We start from the raw sequence: 19,067 nt of genomic DNA on the forward strand, positions 1-19,067 counted from the left end.
ATCAGAGGTTGCCCATGAGCCCATCCGAAACCGCCACCGGCAAACCCAAACTGGGCATCAGCGCCTGCCTGCTCGGTACCGAGGTGCGCTACAACGGCGGCCACAAGGAATCGCGCCTGTGCAGCCGCACCCTCAGCGAATATTTCGACTTCGCCCCGCTGTGCCCGGAAGTGGCCATCGGCATGGGCATCCCGCGTGAACCGATCCGTCTGGTCGGCGACCCACTAGCGCCGCGCGCCGTGGGCACGGTCAGGCGCGAGGTGGATGTCACCGCACCGCTGGCCGAGTACGGCGAGCGCATGGCCGGCGAGCTGACCGATATCTGCGGCTACATCTTTATGCAGCAGTCGCCGTCCTGCGGCCTGCACCGGGTCAAGGTCTATCAGGACAACGGCCGCCCCAGCGAGCCTGGCCGTGGCATCTTCGCCCAGGCTTTCTGCGCGCGGCACCCCAACCTGCCGGTGGAAGAAGACGGCCGCCTGAATGATCCGATCCTGCGCGAAAACTTTATCACCCGCGTATTCGCCTACTCCGAATGGCAGCAGCTGTTGCGCGACGGTCTGACGCGCAAGCGCCTGATCGACTTCCACTCGCGCTACAAATACCTGCTGATGGCCACCAACCCCATGCAGTACAAACTGCTCGGGCGCATGCTCGGCAACCTTGGCCAGCACGACATCAACGAGCTGGCGCCGCGCTATTTCAGCGAGTTGATGAGCGCACTGAAAAGCTGCGCCACCCGCCGCACCCACAGCAATGTGCTGCAGCACCTTAGCGGCTACCTCAAGCAGTCGCTAAGCAGCGACGAGAAGCAGGAAATGCAGCAGCTGATCGGCCAGTACCGCCACGGCGTGGTGCCGCTGGTGGTGCCCATGACCCTGCTCAAGCATCACTTCCGCCGTCATCCGGATCACTACATCGCGCAGCAGGTTTACCTGCAACCGCACCCGGAAAACCTCAGCCTGCGTAACGCCCTATGAGCCTGCAGCCAATCAGCGCAGGTGCGGCCGACGACTACCAGGCGGCCATCGCCCAGGGTTTTATGCCGATCCGCGATGTGGCGCGCATTACTGGGGTCAACGCCGTCACCCTGCGCGCCTGGGAGCGCCGTTACGGCTTGATCGTGCCGCACCGCACACCCAAGGGTCATCGCCTGTATTCGGATGAACATGTTGCGCGTATCCAGGCGATTCTCACCTGGCTCAATCGCGGCGTTTCGGTCAGCCAGGTTAAGGGGCTGCTGCGTTCCAACCAGCCGGCATTTGCCGAAGCCAGTTCGCAGTGGGAAGCCCGGCGCCAGCAGTTGCAGGAAGCCATCTGCAACCTCAACGAGCGACGCGTGGATGAGTGTTTCAACAGCGAACTGGCGCTCTACCCGCCGCATACCCTGTGCCAGCAACTGCTGTTGCCGCTGCTGAGTGATCTGGAACTGCGCTGGCGCAACCAGTTCGGCGCCCAGGCCGAGCGGGTGTTCTTTTATTCCTGGCTGCGCAGCAAGCTTGGTGCGCGGCTGTACCACAACAACCGTCAGCACAACGGTGCGCCACTGCTGCTGATCAACGTTTCCGACCTGCCGATGGCCCCCGGTCTGTGGCTGACCGCCTGGCTGGCGAGCAGCGCCGGCTGCCCGGTGGAAGTCTTCGACTGGCCACTGCCACCGACCGAACTGGCCCTGGCGGTCGAACATATTCAGCCGCGCGCGGTGCTGCTGTATTCCAGTCAGGCGCTGAACAGCACCCACCTGCAACGCCTGCTCGGCGGTTATGACTGCCCCTGCCTGCTGGTCGGTCAGGTGGTGCAGATCCACGCCGAAGAATTAGTCGCCATCACCGCGCAGAACGCCGAACTGAGCCTGGCCGCCGACCCGCTGGCCGCGCTGCACAGCCTTACCGACCTTAACCTGCTGCACAGCTGACGGAATTGAACATGCTGCAATTGATCTGGTTTCGTACCGACCTGCGCGTGCAGGACAACAGCGCCCTGGCCGCCGCCATGAGCAGCGGCCCGACCGTGGCGCTGTACCTGCTCAGCCCCGGCCAGTGGCTGAGCCACGATGATGCACCGAGCAAGGTCGACTTCTGGCTGCGCAACCTCAAGGAACTGGCCACTGAGCTGGGCAAACTCAACGTGCCGCTGCTGGTGCGTGAAGCCGATAACTGGAGCGCCGCGCCGCAGGTGATCGGCGAACTGTGCCAACAGCTGCAGATCAGTACGGTGCTGGTCAACGAAGAGTACGGCGTGCATGAAAGCCGCCGCGACCAGGCAGTGGCGAAAACCCTTGATGGCTTAGGGGTGAATTTTCGCAGCCATCTGGATCAGCTGTTCTTCAAACCCGGCAGCGTGCTGACCAAATCCGGCGGCTACTTTCAGGTCTACAGCCAGTTCCGTAAGGTCTGCTATCAGCGCCTGCACACCGCCTTACCGGCGCTGATCGCCACGCCTAAGGCCCAGGCGCCGCTGGCGATCCAAGGCGATGTCATTGCTGAACAAGTTGCAGGCTTCGCCCTGCCCGCTGCCGAACTGCGTGAGCTGTGGCCGGCCGGTGAAGCCGAGGCGGCGCGGCGTCTGGATGATTTTGCCGCGCAGCAGATCGACTTCTACCAGAGCGCCCGCGACTTCCCGGCCAAGCCAGGCACCAGCCAGCTGTCCGCCTACCTGGCCGCTGGGGTGATCTCGCCGCGCCAGTGCCTGCATGCGGCCTTGCAGGCCAACCAGGGCGAGTTCGACAGCGGCAACGTTGGGGTGATTACCTGGATCAACGAGCTGCTCTGGCGCGAGTTCTACAAACATATTCTGGTGGGCTACCCGCGTGTTTCGATGCACCGCGCCTTCCGTGCGGAAACCGAGGCCGTGGCCTGGCGCAATGCGCCGCAGGAGCTGAAAGCCTGGCAGGAAGGCCGTACTGGCTTTCCGATTATCGATGCCGCCATGCGTCAGTTGCTGGCCACCGGCTGGATGCACAACCGCCTGCGCATGATCGTGGCGATGTTCCTGACCAAGAACCTGCTGATCGACTGGCGCGAAGGCGAGCGCTTCTTTATGCGTCACCTGATCGATGGCGACTTGGCGGCGAACAACGGCGGCTGGCAGTGGAGCTCCTCCACCGGTACCGATTCGGCGCCGTATTTCCGCATCTTCAACCCACTCAGCCAGTCGCAGAAATTCGACCCGGATGGCCGCTTTATCAGCCAGTGGCTGCCTGAACTGGTCGGCCTGAACAAAACCAATATCCATAACCCAGCGGCCATCGGCGGATTGTTCGGTATTGCCGATTACCCCGCGCCGATTGTCGACCTGAGCAAGAGTCGTACGCGTGCCCTGGCGGCGTTCAAGAGCCTGCCGCACTTTACCGGCGAGGAGGTGCTGTGAGCGACTTTCTGCGCCAGTTCGCCCAGGATTTTGCCGGGCTGAACAAGGACAACCTCGACCGCCTGGGCCAGCTCTACAGCGACGATGCGCTGTTCTGCGACCCGCTGCATGAGGTGCGTGGGCTGGCCAATATGCAGCGCTACTTCGGCGAGATGTACGCCAACGTCAGCGAACTGCGCTTCGACTTCTACGGCTTTGATCAGGTGCGCGACGGCGAAGGCTACCTACGCTGGACCATGAGTTACCGCCACCCGCGCCTGGCTGGCGGCCAGCTGATCCGCGTGGAAGGCTGCTCGCACCTGCTGTGGCACAGCAAGGTCTATCGCCACCGCGACTATTTCGACGCCGGCAGCCTGCTCTACGAGCACCTGCCCTTACTCGGCTCGGCAATTCGCTGGCTGAAACGGAGGTTGGCATGAACGCGAACGCACGGCGTATCTGGCTCACCGGCGCCAGCAGTGGCATCGGCGCCGCCCTGGCCGAACAACTGCTCGAACAGGGTCACCGCCTGGCGCTCAGCGCGCGCAGCGTCGAGCCTTTACAAGCGCTGGCCAAGCGCTATCCGCAGCAGGTGCTGGTGGTGGCTGGCGACCTCAGCGATGCCGCCCAGGTACGTAGCATCGGCGCACATATCGGCCAGGTCTGGGGCGCGCTGGATTGCGCCATTCTCAACGCCGGCACTTGCGAGTATGTCGAGGTCAGCGCCTTCGAGGCCGCGATGGTTGAGCGGGTGATGCGCGCCAACCTGCTCTCGGCCAGTTACTGCATCGAAGCCGCCCTGCCCTTGCTGCGCCTGGGCAATCGCGCGCATCTGGTGGGCGTCGGCAGCTCGGTGACCTTTATGCCGCTGCCGCGCGCCGAAGCCTATGGTGCGTCCAAGGCGGCCATGCGCTACCTGCTGGAAGCCCTGCGCATTGATCTGAACGCCGAAAACATTGCCGTCACCCTGGTCAGCCCCGGCTTTGTCGACACCCCGCTGACGCAGAAAAACGACTTCCCCATGCCCATGCGCTGGCCGGTAGACAAAGCCGCCCGCTATATCGCCGAGCGCCTGCAGCAGCAGCCCTTCGAAATAAGCTTCCCCGGCCCCTTTATCGCCATGCTCAAGCTGCTCGGCCATCTGCCCAAGCGCTTGCAGGTGGCCATTGGCGCCCGTATGGCCCGCACTGAAGCCAAGACCAAGGACAGCCCATGAAAATCGCCATTATCGGCAGCGGTATCGCCGGTTTAACCAGCGCCTACCTGCTCAACCGCAGCCACGACATCACGGTGTTTGAAGCCAGTGACTGGATTGGCGGTCACACCCATACCGTGGATGTACAAGTCGATGGCCAGCGCTACGCCGTGGACACCGGTTTTATCGTGTTCAACGACTGGACCTACCCGAACTTTATCCGCCTGCTCAGCCAGCTCGGCGTGGGCTTCAAGGCCACTGAGATGAGCTTCTCGGTCAGCGACCCGGTTAGCGGCGTGGAGTACAACGGGCACAGCCTCAACAGCCTGTTCGCCCAGCGCAGTAACCTGGTGTCGCCAAAATTCTGGAGCATGGTGCGCGACATCCTGCGCTTTAACCGCGAGGCGCTGAACGACCTTAACCAGCAGCGTATCGCCAGCGATATGACCCTGGGCGATTACCTCAAGGCCAATGGCTACAGCGAGCGCTTTATCCAGCATTACATCGTGCCGATGGGCGCGGCGATCTGGTCGATGTCGCTGAACGACATGCTCGGTTTTCCGCTGCAGTTCTTCGTGCGTTTCTTCAAGAACCACGGTCTGTTGTCGGTCAGTGACCGGCCGCAGTGGTGTGTGGTCGAGGGCGGCTCCAGCAGCTATGTGGCGCCGCTGACCGAATCCTTCAAGCAGCATATCCGCCTCAACTGCGCAGTGACCCGCGTCGAACGTGATAGCGACGGCGTGACTGTGCACAGCGCCGCCGGAACCGAACGCTTCGACAAGGTGATCTTCGCCTGCCACAGCGACCAGGCCCTGGCGCTGCTGGCCGAACCGACCCGAATCGAGAAGGAAATCCTCGGCGCCCTGCCCTACGCCGACAACGACGTGGTGCTGCACACCGACACCCGTCTGCTGCCAAAACGGCCACTGGCCTGGGCCAGCTGGAACTATCGCCTGGGCGGCCCAGTGGATCAGCCAGCAGCCGTGACCTATGACATGAATATCCTGCAGGGTATTAAGAGCGATACGACTTTCTGCGTCAGCCTGAACCAGACCGCGGCCATCGACCCGAGCAAGATCCTCGCCCGCTACACCTACGCCCACCCGCAATACAGCCTGGCCGGCATGGCCGCGCAGGCACGCTGGGAAGAATTGCTCGGCGCCAACCACAGCTACTTCTGTGGCGCCTACTGGGCCAATGGCTTCCACGAAGACGGCGTGGTCAGCGCGCTGCGCGTGGCCCGTGAATTCGGTGAGGCGCTGTAGTGAACAGCCCAACGGTAATGAACAGCGCCCTCTACAGCGGCTGGGTGCAGCACCGCCGGTTTGCCCCGCGCCTGCATAACTTCCGCTATCGCATGGGCCTGCTCTACCTCGACCTGAGCGAGCAGGATGCGGTGCTCGCGCTGTCGCCCCTGGCCGGCAGTGGCCGCTTCGCGCCCTTTGCCTTTCGCGAAAGCGATTACCTGCCGCAGTTCACCGGTGCCGGTATCAGCCTGACCGACGCCGTGCGCCAGCGCGTGACGGAAGCACTGGGGCGTACGCCGCTGGGGCATATCTGCCTGCTGACCCAGCCACGCAGCTGGGGCCTGGCGTTTAACCCGGCGAGTTTCTTCTACTGCCATGAGGCCGATGGTCGTCTGGCGGCGATTCTCTGCGAGGTGAGTAACACGCCCTTCCGTGAGCGCTACCACTATGTGCTGCCGGCCGAAGGCGAGGGGCACCAGCACGTCGCTGTGGCCAAGGCGTTTCACGTCTCGCCGTTTCTGCCGCGCGAGCTGGAGTACCGCATGAGCTTCAGCCCGGCAGGCGAGCGCTTAGGTATTCATATGGCCGACTGGCAGGGCGAGGAAAAGCTCTTCGACGCCAGCCTCAGCCTGCAACGCACTGAACTCAACCGCGCCAGCTTGCATCGCTACCTGCTGCAGTTTCCCTGGATGACCGGCAAAACCCTTGCCGCCATCTACTGGCAGGCCCTGCGCCTGCTGCTCAAACGTATTCCCCTGTTCACCCATCGGGCCGCTGAAGGTGATTTCCGCGTCGCCCGCCCCGCATCAAAGGAAGTCCCCCATGAAAAGCTCTAGCCTGACCTCCGCCAAACATGTGGTGCGCGCCGGCAGTGGCATCGGTGCCAGCCTGTTGCGCCGTGCGGTACTGCGCCAGCTGAAACAGCTGCGCCATGGCCAACTGGTGATAGTCGAAGGTGACGAACGCATGGAGTTCGGCGATGCCCACTCCAGCCTTAGCGCCGAGATCCAGGTGCAGGATGGCGCGGTCTGGGGGCTGGTGGCGGGCAATGGTTCGATTGGATCGGGCGAGGCCTATATCCACGGTTACTGGACCACCCCGGATCTGACCGCAGTGATCCGCGTATTCGTCAGCAACCTGGAGGTGCTCGACGCCATGGAAAGCGGCCTGGCGCAACTGGGCCGCCCGCTGATCCAGGGGCTGCACTGGCTCAACCGCAACACCCGCAAAGGCTCGCGCAAGAACATCTCGGCGCATTACGACCTGGGCAACGACCTGTTCGAGCAGTTTCTCGACCCGACCATGATGTACTCGGCGGCGATGTTCCAAAGCGCCGACGACAGCCTGGAACAGGCGCAGTTGAATAAGCTCGAACGCATCTGCCAGAAGCTTGCCCTCAAGCCCAGCGACCACCTGCTGGAAATCGGCACGGGCTGGGGCAGCATGGCGATCTACGCCGCCACCCATTACGGCTGCAAGGTCACCACCACCACCCTGTCGCGCGAGCAGTTCGCCTACACCCAGCAGCGCATTGTCGAGCAGGGTTTGCAGGGGCAGATCACCCTGCTGCTGGAGGACTACCGCGACCTGGCCGGGCAGTACGACAAACTGGTATCGATCGAGATGATCGAGGCCGTCGGCCATCGCTTCCTGCCCACCTATTTCGAACAATGCGCCAACCTGCTCAAGCCCGACGGCCTGATGCTGCTGCAGGCCATCACCATCCGCGACCAGCGCTATGAGCAGGCAAAAAACGCTGTGGACTTTATCCAGCGTTATATCTTCCCCGGCGGCGCACTGCCCTCGGTAAACAAGATGCTGGAAATCATCACCGCCAAGACCGATATGAACCTGCACCACATGGAGGACTTCGGCCTGCACTACGCCCGCACCCTGCGCATCTGGCACGACAACCTGCGCCACGCGCGGCACAAGCTGGAGCAACAGGGTTACGACGATTACTTCTTCCGCCTGTGGGAGTTCTACCTGTGCTATTGCGAGGGCGGCTTTATCGAGCGCACCATCGGCACCGCGCAATTGCTGCTGGCTAAGCCTGCGGCACGTCCTGCTCCTTTATTAGGAAATCTCAATGCTTAAATTGATCGTCAACACCCTGCTATTTCAGCTCGGCTGGTTCGCCTGTGTCTTCGGCGGCGACAGCCTGTGGCTGCTGATTGTCGCAGCGGTGCTGGCGGTACATCTGCTGTGGACCAGCAACTGGGCGGCGGAAGGCAAGCTGCTGATCACGGTGTTTCTTGCCGGCAGCGCGCTGGACAGCTTTCTGCTCAACCTCGGCGTATTCGACTTTGGCGAGCCACGCACGCTGATCCCGCTGTGGCTGGCCTGCCTGTGGCTGCTGATGGCCACCACGCTCAATCACTGCCTGGCCTGGACCGCGCAACCCTGGTGGCGCGGCAGCCTGCTCGGCGTGATTGGCGCGCCGCTGTCCTATTACGGCGGCGCGCAGATTGCTGGCGTCGGCCTGCCCTACGGCACCTGGCAAAGCCTGCTGCTGATCGGCATCATCTGGGCCCTGGTGATGCCCGTGCTACACGGCTTCGCCAAGCTCTATCGCAGCCAGTACGAACAGAGCCTGCGCGCACGCCAGTCGGCGTAGCAGGCAGGCTCAGCGCAGGGCAGCGCCAGCCACCCTACGTCGGCCGCAGACGCCGCAATAACACCGATGGCGTACACTGCGCGGCATGAGTCAGAACATCCCCCATACCCAACTCGCGGACGAACCCGCCGTCAGCTGCAGCAACTGCGCGGCCTGCTGCTGTCAGCTGGAAGTCATGCTGATCACCGACACCGGCGTGCCACAACGCTATATCGATACCGACGACTGGGGCGGCGAAGTCATGCTGCGCCTGGACGACGGCTGGTGCGCCGCGCTGGACCGCGACAGCATGCGCTGCACCATCTACGAAGTGCGCCCGCTGATCTGCCGCGAATTCGAAACCGCCTCCCCCGAATGCCTGGACGAGCGCAAGGGCATGAGCAGCATCTACCGCTAAGTGCGCGCTTTTTAAGGCGCTACGGTAGCGCGCTGACCTCCGCCGCCTCGCCCCATAGCAACGGCAACACCCGCTGCATGGCCGCAGGATCGCCGCTCGACCAGAACTGCGCTGGCTGCGCCGGACCGCTGGCCAGTAGATCATGGCCGGCCAACAGCCGCTGGACTTGCCGCGCCACTGCCGCACCGGTGTCGATCAGGCTGATCGAGTCCGGTACCAGGCTGCGCAGTAGCGGTTTGATAAAGGGGTAATGGGTGCAACCGAGAATCAACGTGTCGCAGCCCTCGGCCAGTAGCGGCGCGACAAAGCCCTGCAGCAACTCGCGGGTAGCCTGGCTATCCAACTCACCGGCCTCGATACGCTCGACCAACCCTGGACAGGGCTGGGTAATCACCCGCACATCGTTGGCAAAGCGGTCGAGCAAGGCGGCGAACTTGGCGCTTTTTAGCGTGCCGGTCGTGGCCAGCACGCCGACCACACCGCTCTGGGTAGCAGCAGCGGCAGGCTTGACCGCCGGCTCCATACCCACCAGTGGCAGCTGCGGATACAACTCCCGCAACTCAGCAACACCTGCCACCGTGGCGGTGTTACAGGCCAGCACCAGCGCCTTGGCGCCCCGACCCAGGAGAAACTCAGCCAGCACCCGGCAGCGTTCACGGATAAATTCCGGGCTCTTCTCACCGTAGGGCACATGGCCGCTGTCGGCGACATACAGCAGCGACTCATTGGGCAGCAGCGCGCGAATCTCGCCCAGCACCGACAAGCCGCCAACGCCGGAGTCGAATACGCCAATTGGCGCATTACTCACCGCTGGCCACTCCACACACGCTGCAGCCCGGATCACGCTTGACCCGCAGCTCGCGAAAACGGCTGCCGAGCGCATCGATCAACAGCAAGCGACCGACCAGTGGCTCGCCAAACTGCGCCAGCAGCTTCAAGGCTTCCAGCGCCTGCAAACTACCGACAAGACCGACCAACGGGCCGACCACACCGGCTTCGCTGCAGGTCAGCTCGGCCTCGCTGCCATGGCCGTAGATGCAGTGATAGCAGGGGCTGTCATCGCGGCGTGGATCGAACACCGAGAGCTGGCCTTCCAGGCGAATCGCAGCGCCGCTGACCAGCGGCACCTTGGCGGCCACACAGGCGGCGTTAACCGCCTCGCGGGTGCTGAAGTTGTCCGAACAATCCAGCACCAGGTCTACCGCTGCCACCGCTGTGGCCAGGGAATCGCTGTCCAAACCTTGCCGGTGAGCCTGCAGGCGCAGCTGCGGATTGATCGCCAGCAGGCGCTTGCTCGCCGAGTCGACCTTGCTCAGGCCGATGCTGGCGGTGTCGTGGGCGATCTGCCGTTGCAGGTTGGTCAGGTCGACCGTATCGAAGTCCGCCAGATGCAATTCACCGACACCAGCGGCGGCCAGATACAGCGCCACCGGCGAACCCAGGCCGCCAAGGCCGATAATCAGCGCGCGGCTGTGTTTCAGGCGCAGCTGGCCGGCGATATCGATCTGTTGCAGGAGAATCTGCCGGCTATAGCGCAGCAGCTCCTCGTCATTCAGCATGTCCTGCGCACTCATGGCGTCACTCATTTTCGAAACGTCCCAGACTGATGCGCTCGTGGCCGCCGAGGTCACGCCGGCTTTCCACCGCACTAAAGCCACGCGCGCCGAGCAACTCGCGCACCGCTGCGGCCTGATCGAAACCATGTTCCAGCAGCAACCAGCCACCGGCTTGAAGATAGTCCGGTGCCTGCTGGATGATCAGACGAATATCGTCCAGCCCATCCGCGCCCGCCACCAAGGCGCTGCTCGGCTCGAAGCGCACATCGCCCTCGGCCAGATGACGATCATCGGCGGCGATATACGGTGGGTTGCTGACAATCAGCTGATAACGCTGGCCAGCCAGGGCGCTAAACCAGTGGCTTGCAATAAAACTGGCATTGGCCAGTTTAAGCCGTGCGCGGTTGCGCTCGGCCAGGGCCACCGCCTCCGCCACACGGTCCACTCCGGTAAGCCGCCAGGCTGGGCGCTCGCTGGCCAGGGCCAGGGCAATCGCACCGGTGCCGGTGCCGAGATCAAGCAGCGCAGCGGGTGTGGCCGGCAGCAGCGCGAGAACGGTTTCCACCAACAACTCAGTATCCGGACGCGGAATCAGGGTGTGCGCGGCAACCTCCAGCTCCAGGTTCCAGAAACCCTGCTGGCCGAGGATATAAGCCACCGGTTCGCCAGCCTGACGCCGAGCCAGCATCGCCTGATAACGCTCAAGCTGCTCGGCCTCAAGCTCGCGCTCCGGCCAGGTGTGCAGATAGCTGCGCGACTTGCCCAGGGCATGGGCGAGCAATAGCTCGGCGTCCAGCCGTGGGGTGGGCGAGTCAGGTAGTTCGGCGGTGTTAAGCAGGGTTTCGATGGTGACCATATTTTTCTCGTAGGGTGGATCGCGCTTTATCGATCCACCGCAGACTTCTGGTAGATGAAAAAGCGTCATCCACCCTACGTGGCACATGGCGTACGGGTGCGCCGTGCGCACCGCAGGACTCAATCGCCCAGCGCAGCCAACTGATCAGCCTGATACTCGACCAATAGCGGCTCAATGATCGCTTCAACACCGCCAGCAATCACTTCATTGAGCGAATACAGGGTCAGGTTGATACGGTGGTCGGTGACTCGCCCCTGAGGAAAGTTGTAGGTGCGGATGCGTTCGGAACGGTCACCGGAGCCCACCAGCAGCTTGCGCGAATCGGAAATTTCCTTGTGTGCGGCAGCTTCCTGCTGGTCCTTCAATTTCGCCGCGAGCCAGGCCATGGCCTTGGCGCGGTTCTTGTGCTGCGAGCGTTCTTCCTGACATTCCACCACGGTACCGGTAGGAATGTGGGTGATACGGATCGCCGAGTCGGTGGTGTTGACGTGCTGACCACCGGCACCGGAGCTGCGGTAGGTGTCCACACGTAGGTCGGCCGGGTTGATGTCGATGGCCATCTGTTCATCCGGCTCGGGCAGCACGGCAACGGTGCAGGCCGAGGTGTGGATACGGCCTTGCGACTCGGTCTCGGGCACGCGCTGCACGCGGTGCGCGCCAGACTCAAACTTGAGCTTGCCGTAGACGTTGTCGCCCTCAACCCGAGCAATCACTTCCTTATAACCGCCGTGCTCACCCTCGCTGGCCGACAGCACCTCGACGCGCCAGCCCTGTTTCTCGGCATAGCGTGAATACATGCGGAACAGGTCGCCGGAGAAGATCGCCGCCTCGTCACCACCGGTGCCGGCGCGCACTTCGAGGAATACGTTACGGCCGTCATTCGGGTCTTTCGGCAGCAGCATGCGCTGCAGCGTGGCCTCCAGCTCGATCAGCTGCTCCTTGGCCTCGGCGACTTCTTCCTCGGCCATCTCGCGCATATCCGGGTCGCTGTCCTTGAGCAGCGCCTGGGCGCCTTCGAGGTCGGCCTGGACTTTGCGGAATGCACTGAACGCCTGGTACACCGGCTCAAGCTCGGCGTATTCCTTGGAATAGGCGCGAAACTGCGGCTGGTTGCTGATCACTTCGGCATCGCCGAGCAGCGCGGTCAGCTCTTCGAAACGATCCTGCAACAGGTCGAGTTTATTGATCAGTGACGCTTTCATTGCAGACCTTTATTTATTGGCCGAACTGCTATGGGTAGAAGCAGGAGGCGCGCCCTCGTCGAGGGCAAACAGTTCTTGAGCCACGCCCAGCGCATCGACGCGGCCGTCAGCAGAGAATTTTTTCAGCTGCACGCTGGGCGCATGCAGCAGCTTGTTGGTCAGGCCGCGGGCCAGCAGCGCCAGTACGTCCTCGGCGGAGCTGCCGTTATTAAGCAGACGCAGAGCCTTGTTCAGCTCCTCGTCACGCAGGCGCTCGGCTTGCTGACGGTAGGCCTTGAGCACATCCACCGCGGCAAGTTCACGCAGGCGCTGCATAAAGTCCTGAGCGCCGACCGCCACCAATTCCTCGGCGGCCTGGGCCGCGCCCTGGCGGCTTTTGAGGTTTTCCGCGATCACCTCATGCAGGTCATCGACGGTGTACAGGTAGACGTCGTCCAGTTCGCCGACTTCCGGCTCGATATCGCGCGGTACGGCGATGTCGACCATAAAGATCGGCTTGTGCTTGCGCTGCTTCAGCGCCCGCTCGACCGCGCCCTTGCCAAGAATCGGCAGCTGGCTGGCGGTGGAGCTGATCACGATATCGCTGTTGACCAACTCATCGGGAATCTCTGACAACAAAACAGCATGTGCGCCGAACTGCTCGGCCAGACTGCTGGCACGCTCCAGCGTGCGATTGGCCACCACGATGCGCTTGATGCCTTGGTCGTGCAGATGACGCGCGACCAGGCTGATGGTTTCACCGGCGCCGATCAACAGCGCCTGGCTGCGGTGCAAGTCGGCAAAAATCTGCTTGGCCAGGCTGACGGCGGCAAAGGCCACGGACACCGGGTTTTCGCCAATCGCGGTATCGGTGCGCACGGTCTTGGCGGTGCTGAAGGTGGCCTGAAACAACCGCCCCAGCAGTGGGCCGAGGGTGCCGGCCTCACGGGCCACGGCAAATGCCGACTTCATCTGGCCGAGAATCTGCGGTTCGCCAAGGACCATGGAGTCCAGCCCCGAGGCCACGCGCATCATATGACGCACGGCTTCGTCATCGGCATGGATATAGGCGCAGGCGCGCAGTTCTTCGAGACTTAGCCGGTGATAGGCGGCCAGCCAGGCCAGTACCTCATCGGCGCTCAGGTCATCCTGTTCGAGGTACAGCTCACTGCGATTGCAGGTCGAGAGAATCGCCGCCTCGCGGCTGCTGGTGCGCTGACAGAGCTGCTGCAACGCCTCAACCAACTGCTCGGGAGTGAAAGCCACGCGTTCGCGGACGTCCACCGAGGCGGTCTTGTGGTTGATACCGAGGGCAATAAAGGCCATGCACGTCGCTGACAGGGAGTGGAAGCCGGCAATTGTCCTACTTCGGCAAAGCGAGAACAACCACTGCGGCCTATTGTCCCAATAGCCAGGTTTATCTCTTAATCCGCATCATGGCCGCCCATGGGCTTGCCCCAGCGCTTGTGTCATGATGCCCAAACCGCAGGTTGGCCACATACTCTTCCTATGAATAGATCCTTCGCCTTGCTGACTGCCGCTGCCTTATTAAGCGGCTGCCAGACGTTTGCCCCCTCTACCCCGGATGGCACGCCACCGGTGGAAGATCCCGCTGCCGTCACCGCAGAAACCCAGCCGCAGGTCTACCGCGCCTTCAGCCAGGAAACCCTGCTGTCGCTGCTGATCGCGGAACTTGCCGGCCAACGCAACCGCTTCGACATTGCCCTGGAAAACTATGTGGAGCAGGCCAACGCCACCCAGGATGCTGGCGTGGCCGAGCGCGGCTTTCGTATCGCCGAGTACCTGGGCGCTGAGCAGCCCGCGCTGGAAACCAGCCTGCTGTGGGCCAAGACCGCACCCGAGAATATCGACGCGCAGCGCGCCGCCGCCGTGCAACTGGCCCGCGCCGGCCGCTATGACGAATCCATGACCTTTATGGAGCAGGTACTGCAGCGTCAGGGCGATACGCATTTCGACTTCCTCGCCCTGTCCGCCGCGGAGACCGACCCGGACACCCGCGCCGGCCTGCTGCAAAGCTTTGATCGCCTACAGGCGAAATACCCGGACAACAGCCAGCTGCAATTTGGCAAAGCCCTGCTGCTGCAACAGGACGGCCGCCCACAGGAAGCCCTGGAGCTGTTGGAGCAACAACCCAGCAAAAACCGCCCCATTGCCTCGATCTTGCTACACGCACGCCTGCTGCAAAGCCTTGAGCGCAACGACGACGCCCTGCCGCTGCTGGAAAAAGGCATTGAACAGCACCCGAACGACAAACGCCTGCGCCTGACCTACGCCCGCCTACTGGTGGCCGAAGACCGCCTAGATGATGCCAAGGGCGAGTTTGCCTCGCTGCTACAGCAACACCCCAACGACGATGACCTGCGTTTCTCTCTGGCGCTGGTCTGCCTGGAAGCCAAAGCCTGGAAAGAGGCGATTGTCTATCTGGAAGAACTGGTCGAGCGTGGTAGCCACAGCGAAGCGGCGCACTACAACCTGGCTCGCGCCTATGAAGAACTCGGCGATACCGCCAGTGCGCTGATCGAATACGCCCTGGTCGGCCCCGGCAATGACTACCTGCCCGCCCAGGCCCGGCAAAGCGACCTGCTGTTCAAAAAGCAACGCGCCGAGGAAGCCGCCGAGCGCCTGCGCAAGGCCCGTGAGAGCCAGCCGGACTACGCCATCCAGCTGTACCTGATCGAGGCTGAGGCCTGGTCCAAGCAGCAGGACACCGAACGCGCCTGGCAACTGATCCAGCAAGCCCTGGAGCAGTTCCCGGAAGACCTCAACCTGCTCTACACCCGCGCCATGCTTGCCGAGAAGCGCGACGACCTGGCCCTGCTGGAGCAGGACCTGCGCTTTATTCTCGAGCGCGAACCGGACAACGCCATGGCACTCAATGCCCTGGGCTACACCCTGGCCGACCGCACCACGCGCTACGCCGAAGCCAAACAGCTGATCGAGCAAGCGCACCAACTCAACCCGGACGACCCGGCGATTCTCGACAGCCTCGGCTGGGTGAATTACCGCCTGGGCAACCTGGATGAGGCTGAACGCCTGCTGCGCCAAGCGCTACAGGCATTTCCCGATCACGAAGTCGCCGCCCATCTGGGCGAAGTGCTGTGGGCACAAGGCAAACAGAAAGAAGCGCGCAAACTCTGGCGCGAAGCCCTGAAACAGCAACCCGACAGCACAATCCTGCGCAGCACCCTGCTGCGCCTGACCGGAGCAGAGACACTCTGATGCTTGCGCGCCACCTGATAATTTTCAGCCTGATCACATTATTGGCAGGCTGCGCCGGCCTGACCTCCCGCGAAGCCCTCGAAGGCCAGGGCGACGCGCAGAGCTGGCAAGCACACAAGCAGCAGATCAGCAGCCTGGATGCCTGGCAGATCAACGGCAAAGTCGGCATCCGCGCGCCGAAAGACTCCGGCAGCGGCACCCTGTTCTGGCTGCAGCGTCAGGACTACTACGACATCCGCCTGTCCGGCCCATTGGGTCGCGGCGCTGCTCGCCTGACCGGCCGCCCCGGTGCCATTCAGCTGGAAGTGGCCAATCAGGGCCGTTACCAGGCCGAGTCGCCAGAACAACTACTGCAAGACCAGCTCGGCCTGAACCTGCCTGTCTCGCACCTGCTCTGGTGGATTCGTGGCCTGCCATCCCCCGATAGCAAAAGCCGCCTGAACCTCGACAGCCAAAGCCACCTCGCGCAACTGAGCCAGGACGGCTGGCACGTCGAGTACCTGAGTTATGCCGAGCAGAATGGTTTCTGGCTGCCGGAGCGGATCAAGCTCAGCGGCTTTGACCTGCAAGTCACCCTGGTGATCAAGGACTGGCAACCGCGCCAGCTCGGCCAATGAGCGCCCCGGCAATACCCGCCGCTGCCGAACTGATTCTGCCGGCGCCCGCCAAGCTCAACCTGATGCTGCACATCCTCGGCCGCCGCGCCGACGGTTATCACGAACTGCAAACCCTGTTTCAGTTTCTCGACTTCGGTGACGAGTTGGGCTTTGCCCTGCGCAGCGACGGTGAAATTCACCTGCATACGCCCATCGACGGCGTGCCCCACGACAGCAACCTGATCGTGCGCGCCGCGCGACTGCTGCAACAACACGCAAACTGCACACAGGGTGCCGACATCTGGCTGGACAAACGCCTGCCCATGGGCGGCGGCATTGGTGGCGGCAGCTCGGATGCCGCTACCACCCTGCTCGGCCTGAACCATCTGTGGCGACTGGGCTGCAGCGAAGAACAACTGGCCACCCTGGGCCTGAGCCTCGGCGCGGACGTGCCGGTATTTGTGCGCGGCCACGCCGCCTTTGCCGAAGGCGTCGGTGAAAAGCTGCAACCGGTGACCCTGAGCGAACCTTGGTTTCTTGTCGCAATTCCGCAAGTACTTGTCAGCACAGCGGAAATTTTCTCCGACCCCGAGTTGACACGGGATACGCCGCCCATTAAAGTTCGCAGCCTTCTTGAGGGGGGTGGTCGTAATGACTGCCAGCCGGTGGTCACGAAGCGTTATTCAGAAGTTCGTAACGCTTTGATCTTGTTGAACAAATTTGTTCCAACCAGATTAACCGGCACTGGAGCTTGTGTGTTTGGGAGCTTCCCAAACCAGGACGATGCTGATAAAGTCGCCCGCCAACTTCCAGCCACATTGCCAAGTTTTATTGCCCAAGGCCGTAACATTTCGATGTTGCACCGCAAGCTCGAAACATTGGTCGGGAAGTGAATGCAAGCGTTTAGCAATAAACGCACAGAGTTGTACGGTTGTAGGGGCGTCGCCAAGCGGTAAGGCACCAGGTTTTGATCCTGGCATGCGTTGGTTCGAATCCAGCCGCCCCTGCCATTTCTGTACTCATCCAGGTATACCCTCAGCCGGCAGGTACTGCGCGTGTCCAAGATGATGGTCTTTACGGGGAACGCTAACCCCGATCTGGCGCGACGTATCGTACGTCAGCTGCACATTCCCCTCGGTGATGCTTCTGTCGGTAAGTTTTCCGACGGCGAGATCATGATTGAAATCAACGAAAACGTCCGCGGTAAAGACGTCTTCCTGATTCAACCGACGTGTGCGCCAACCAATGACAACCTGATGGAACTGGTAGTGATGGCCGACGCCTTCCGCCGCTCCTCAGCGACTCGAATTACTGCAGTTATCCCCTACTTTGGCTATGCCCGCCAGGATCGCCGTCCGCGCTCCGCTCGCGTGGCAATCAGCGCCAAAGTTGTGGCTGACATGCTCACCGTTGTAGGCATCGACCGGGTTTTGACCGTCGACCTGCACGCGGACCAGATCCAGGGCTTCTTCGATATCCCGGTAGATAACATCTACGGCTCCCCAGTACTGGTGGACGATATCGAAGACCAGCGCTTTGAAAACCTGATGATCGTATCCCCGGACATCGGCGGCGTAGTGCGTGCACGCGCCGTGGCCAAGTCCCTGGGTGTTGACCTGGCGATCATCGACAAGCGCCGCGAGAAAGCCAACCACTCCGAAGTGATGCACATCATCGGTGATGTTGAAGGCCGTACCTGCATCCTGGTCGACGACATGGTGGATACCGCCGGCACCCTGTGCCACGCCGCCAAAGCGCTGAAAGAACACGGCGCATCGAAAGTCTTCGCCTACGCCACACACGCCGTACTGTCTGGCCGTGCGATCGAGAACATCGAAAATTCCGTACTCGACGAGCTGGTGGTGACCAACACCATCCCGCTGTCAGCCGCCGCGCAATCCTGTTCGCGTATTCGCCAACTGGATATCGCTCCGGTAGTCGCTGAGGCGGTTCGCCGTATCAGCAATGAAGAATCGATCAGCGCGATGTTCCGCTAACCCGGCCATCACCCTGAGCGCAACACGCCTCACTGTGCCAGTGGGGCTTATTACCTAACCGTCCGGTCGCTGGTCGCAAGCGTAAAGGGCGGTTTGGTTATTTTGGAGAAGTGCAATGACTGTTGAATTTGCCCTGAATGCTGAAGTGCGTTCCGACCTGGGGAAAGGTGCGAGCCGCCGCCTGCGTCGTAACGTTGCCATGGTTCCTGCCGTCATCTACGGTGGCGAAAAAGCCCCGATGTCGATCAGCTTGCTGGCCAAAGAACTGGCCAAACTGCTGGAAAACGAAGCTTCGTTTAGCCACGTTCTGACCCTGAACGTTGCCGGCAGCAATGAAAGCGTGCTGATCAAAGCTCTGCAGCGCCACCCAGCCAAAGGCCACGTGCTGCACGCTGACTTCGTTCGCGTTGTCGCCGGCCAGAAACTGACCGCTCACGTACCCCTGCACTTCCTCAACCAGGAAAGCTCGGTTGGCGTTAAGCAGCAAGGTGGCGAAGTCTCCCACGTAGCTGTGGAAGTAGAAGTTTCTTGCTTGCCGAAAGACCTGCCGGAATTCATCGAAGTCGACATGGCTGCCGTTGAAATTGGTCAGATCGTTCACCTGTCCGACCTCAAACTGCCAAAAGGCGTTGAGCTGGTTGCACTGGCTCACGGTAACGACCTGGCAGTGGCCAACATCCACGCCTCCCGCGTTGCCAAAGACGTAGAAGAAGGTGAAGGCGCTGCCGAGTAACTCTCGCACCGCCGGAAAACAGCCTGAGCGCACCAGCGTTCAGGCTATTTCCACGAAAGGGCTCCTGACATGACTGCCGTACAACTGATCGTCGGCCTGGGTAA

At 62.2% G+C, this 19,067-nt stretch carries 20 protein-coding genes and 1 tRNA gene; 16 read left to right on the plus strand and 5 right to left on the minus strand.

Features of this window, described 5'->3' with window-relative positions; all coding sequences use genetic code 11:
- Positions 1 to 14 precede the first annotated feature (14 nt).
- The 10 genes from Q8O69_RS18105 to Q8O69_RS18150 all read left to right on the plus strand — a co-directional run bounded on the left by Q8O69_RS18105 (position 15) and on the right by Q8O69_RS18150 (position 8,804).
- Positions 15 to 980 (plus strand): DUF523 and DUF1722 domain-containing protein, encoded by a 966-nt coding sequence (locus tag Q8O69_RS18105; RefSeq protein ID WP_305593597.1) that lies wholly within the window; start codon positions 15 to 17, stop codon positions 978 to 980.
- Entirely contained in the window at positions 977 to 1,915 is a 939-nt protein-coding gene (locus Q8O69_RS18110) for a MerR family transcriptional regulator (RefSeq protein ID WP_305593598.1), read from the plus strand. Before Q8O69_RS18105 ends, Q8O69_RS18110 begins: the two co-directional genes overlap by 4 nt.
- Before the next feature lie 14 nt (positions 1,916 to 1,929).
- A complete protein-coding gene (gene phrB, locus Q8O69_RS18115; protein WP_305593618.1) occupies positions 1,930 to 3,369 on the plus strand; it encodes a deoxyribodipyrimidine photo-lyase in 1,440 nt (479 codons plus the stop codon).
- Positions 3,366 to 3,788 (plus strand): nuclear transport factor 2 family protein, encoded by a 423-nt coding sequence (locus Q8O69_RS18120; RefSeq protein ID WP_305593599.1) that lies wholly within the window; start codon positions 3,366 to 3,368, stop codon positions 3,786 to 3,788. Before phrB ends, Q8O69_RS18120 begins: the two co-directional genes overlap by 4 nt.
- On the plus strand, positions 3,785 to 4,564 hold the full coding sequence (locus tag Q8O69_RS18125) for an SDR family oxidoreductase (protein WP_305593600.1): 780 nt from the start codon (positions 3,785 to 3,787) through the stop codon (positions 4,562 to 4,564). Before Q8O69_RS18120 ends, Q8O69_RS18125 begins: the two co-directional genes overlap by 4 nt.
- On the plus strand, positions 4,561 to 5,808 hold the full coding sequence (locus tag Q8O69_RS18130; RefSeq protein WP_305593601.1) for an NAD(P)/FAD-dependent oxidoreductase: 1,248 nt from the start codon (positions 4,561 to 4,563) through the stop codon (positions 5,806 to 5,808). The genes Q8O69_RS18125 and Q8O69_RS18130 overlap by 4 nt, the downstream gene beginning before the upstream one ends.
- 17 nt (positions 5,809 to 5,825) lie before the next feature.
- Entirely contained in the window at positions 5,826 to 6,626 is an 801-nt protein-coding gene (locus Q8O69_RS18135) for a DUF1365 domain-containing protein (protein ID WP_305593619.1), read from the plus strand.
- Positions 6,613 to 7,887 carry a cyclopropane-fatty-acyl-phospholipid synthase family protein gene (locus tag Q8O69_RS18140; RefSeq protein ID WP_275963421.1) on the plus strand — a complete coding sequence of 425 codons (1,275 nt, stop codon included), beginning with the start codon at positions 6,613 to 6,615 and terminating at the stop codon, positions 7,885 to 7,887. Before Q8O69_RS18135 ends, Q8O69_RS18140 begins: the two co-directional genes overlap by 14 nt.
- The gene (locus tag Q8O69_RS18145; protein ID WP_305593602.1) at positions 7,880 to 8,407 is read left to right on the plus strand and encodes a DUF2878 domain-containing protein; all 528 of its coding nucleotides are present in this window, start codon (positions 7,880 to 7,882) and stop codon (positions 8,405 to 8,407) included. Before Q8O69_RS18140 ends, Q8O69_RS18145 begins: the two co-directional genes overlap by 8 nt.
- 85 nt (positions 8,408 to 8,492) lie before the next feature.
- Entirely contained in the window at positions 8,493 to 8,804 is a 312-nt protein-coding gene (locus Q8O69_RS18150) for a YkgJ family cysteine cluster protein (protein ID WP_305593603.1), read from the plus strand.
- 19 nt (positions 8,805 to 8,823) lie between these two features.
- Here the strand turns inward: Q8O69_RS18150 and murI are convergent, their stop codons facing one another.
- The 5 genes from murI to hemA form a co-directional block, all read right to left on the minus strand.
- Positions 8,824 to 9,612 carry a glutamate racemase gene (gene murI, locus Q8O69_RS18155; protein ID WP_305593604.1) on the minus strand — a complete coding sequence of 263 codons (789 nt, stop codon included), beginning with the start codon at positions 9,610 to 9,612 and terminating at the stop codon, positions 8,824 to 8,826.
- Complete coding sequence (locus Q8O69_RS18160) at positions 9,605 to 10,363, minus strand: molybdopterin-synthase adenylyltransferase MoeB (RefSeq protein ID WP_305593620.1); 759 nt, start codon at positions 10,361 to 10,363, stop codon at positions 9,605 to 9,607. The genes murI and Q8O69_RS18160 overlap by 8 nt, the downstream gene beginning before the upstream one ends.
- A 19-nt stretch (positions 10,364 to 10,382) precedes the next feature.
- Positions 10,383 to 11,216, minus strand: a complete 834-nt coding sequence (prmC, locus tag Q8O69_RS18165; protein WP_305593605.1) for a peptide chain release factor N(5)-glutamine methyltransferase — start codon at positions 11,214 to 11,216, stop codon at positions 10,383 to 10,385.
- Between the two features lie 119 nt (positions 11,217 to 11,335).
- Positions 11,336 to 12,418 (minus strand): peptide chain release factor 1, encoded by a 1,083-nt coding sequence (prfA, locus tag Q8O69_RS18170; protein ID WP_275963427.1) that lies wholly within the window; start codon positions 12,416 to 12,418, stop codon positions 11,336 to 11,338.
- 9 nt (positions 12,419 to 12,427) lie between these two features.
- Complete coding sequence (hemA, locus tag Q8O69_RS18175; protein ID WP_305593606.1) at positions 12,428 to 13,723, minus strand: glutamyl-tRNA reductase; 1,296 nt, start codon at positions 13,721 to 13,723, stop codon at positions 12,428 to 12,430.
- A gap of 183 nt (positions 13,724 to 13,906) precedes the next feature.
- Here hemA and Q8O69_RS18180 point away from each other — a divergent pair, with 183 nt between their 5' ends.
- From Q8O69_RS18180 to Q8O69_RS18205, 6 genes are all read left to right on the plus strand, one after another.
- The gene (locus Q8O69_RS18180) at positions 13,907 to 15,637 is read left to right on the plus strand and encodes a tetratricopeptide repeat protein (protein ID WP_305593607.1); all 1,731 of its coding nucleotides are present in this window, start codon (positions 13,907 to 13,909) and stop codon (positions 15,635 to 15,637) included.
- Entirely contained in the window at positions 15,637 to 16,254 is a 618-nt protein-coding gene (lolB, locus tag Q8O69_RS18185) for a lipoprotein insertase outer membrane protein LolB (RefSeq protein ID WP_305593608.1), read from the plus strand. Before Q8O69_RS18180 ends, lolB begins: the two co-directional genes overlap by 1 nt.
- Entirely contained in the window at positions 16,251 to 17,126 is an 876-nt protein-coding gene (gene ispE, locus Q8O69_RS18190; RefSeq protein ID WP_305593609.1) for a 4-(cytidine 5'-diphospho)-2-C-methyl-D-erythritol kinase, read from the plus strand. The genes lolB and ispE overlap by 4 nt, the downstream gene beginning before the upstream one ends.
- A gap of 42 nt (positions 17,127 to 17,168) precedes the next feature.
- Positions 17,169 to 17,243, plus strand: a tRNA-Gln gene (locus Q8O69_RS18195).
- 45 nt (positions 17,244 to 17,288) lie between these two features.
- On the plus strand, positions 17,289 to 18,230 hold the full coding sequence (locus Q8O69_RS18200; RefSeq protein WP_305593610.1) for a ribose-phosphate pyrophosphokinase: 942 nt from the start codon (positions 17,289 to 17,291) through the stop codon (positions 18,228 to 18,230).
- A gap of 115 nt (positions 18,231 to 18,345) precedes the next feature.
- On the plus strand, positions 18,346 to 18,963 hold the full coding sequence (locus Q8O69_RS18205) for a 50S ribosomal protein L25/general stress protein Ctc (RefSeq protein WP_305593611.1): 618 nt from the start codon (positions 18,346 to 18,348) through the stop codon (positions 18,961 to 18,963).
- Positions 18,964 to 19,067 lie beyond the last annotated feature (104 nt).

It is taken from the genome of Pseudomonas sp., assembly GCF_030690725.1.
Taxonomy (GTDB): domain Bacteria; phylum Pseudomonadota; class Gammaproteobacteria; order Pseudomonadales; family Pseudomonadaceae; genus Aquipseudomonas.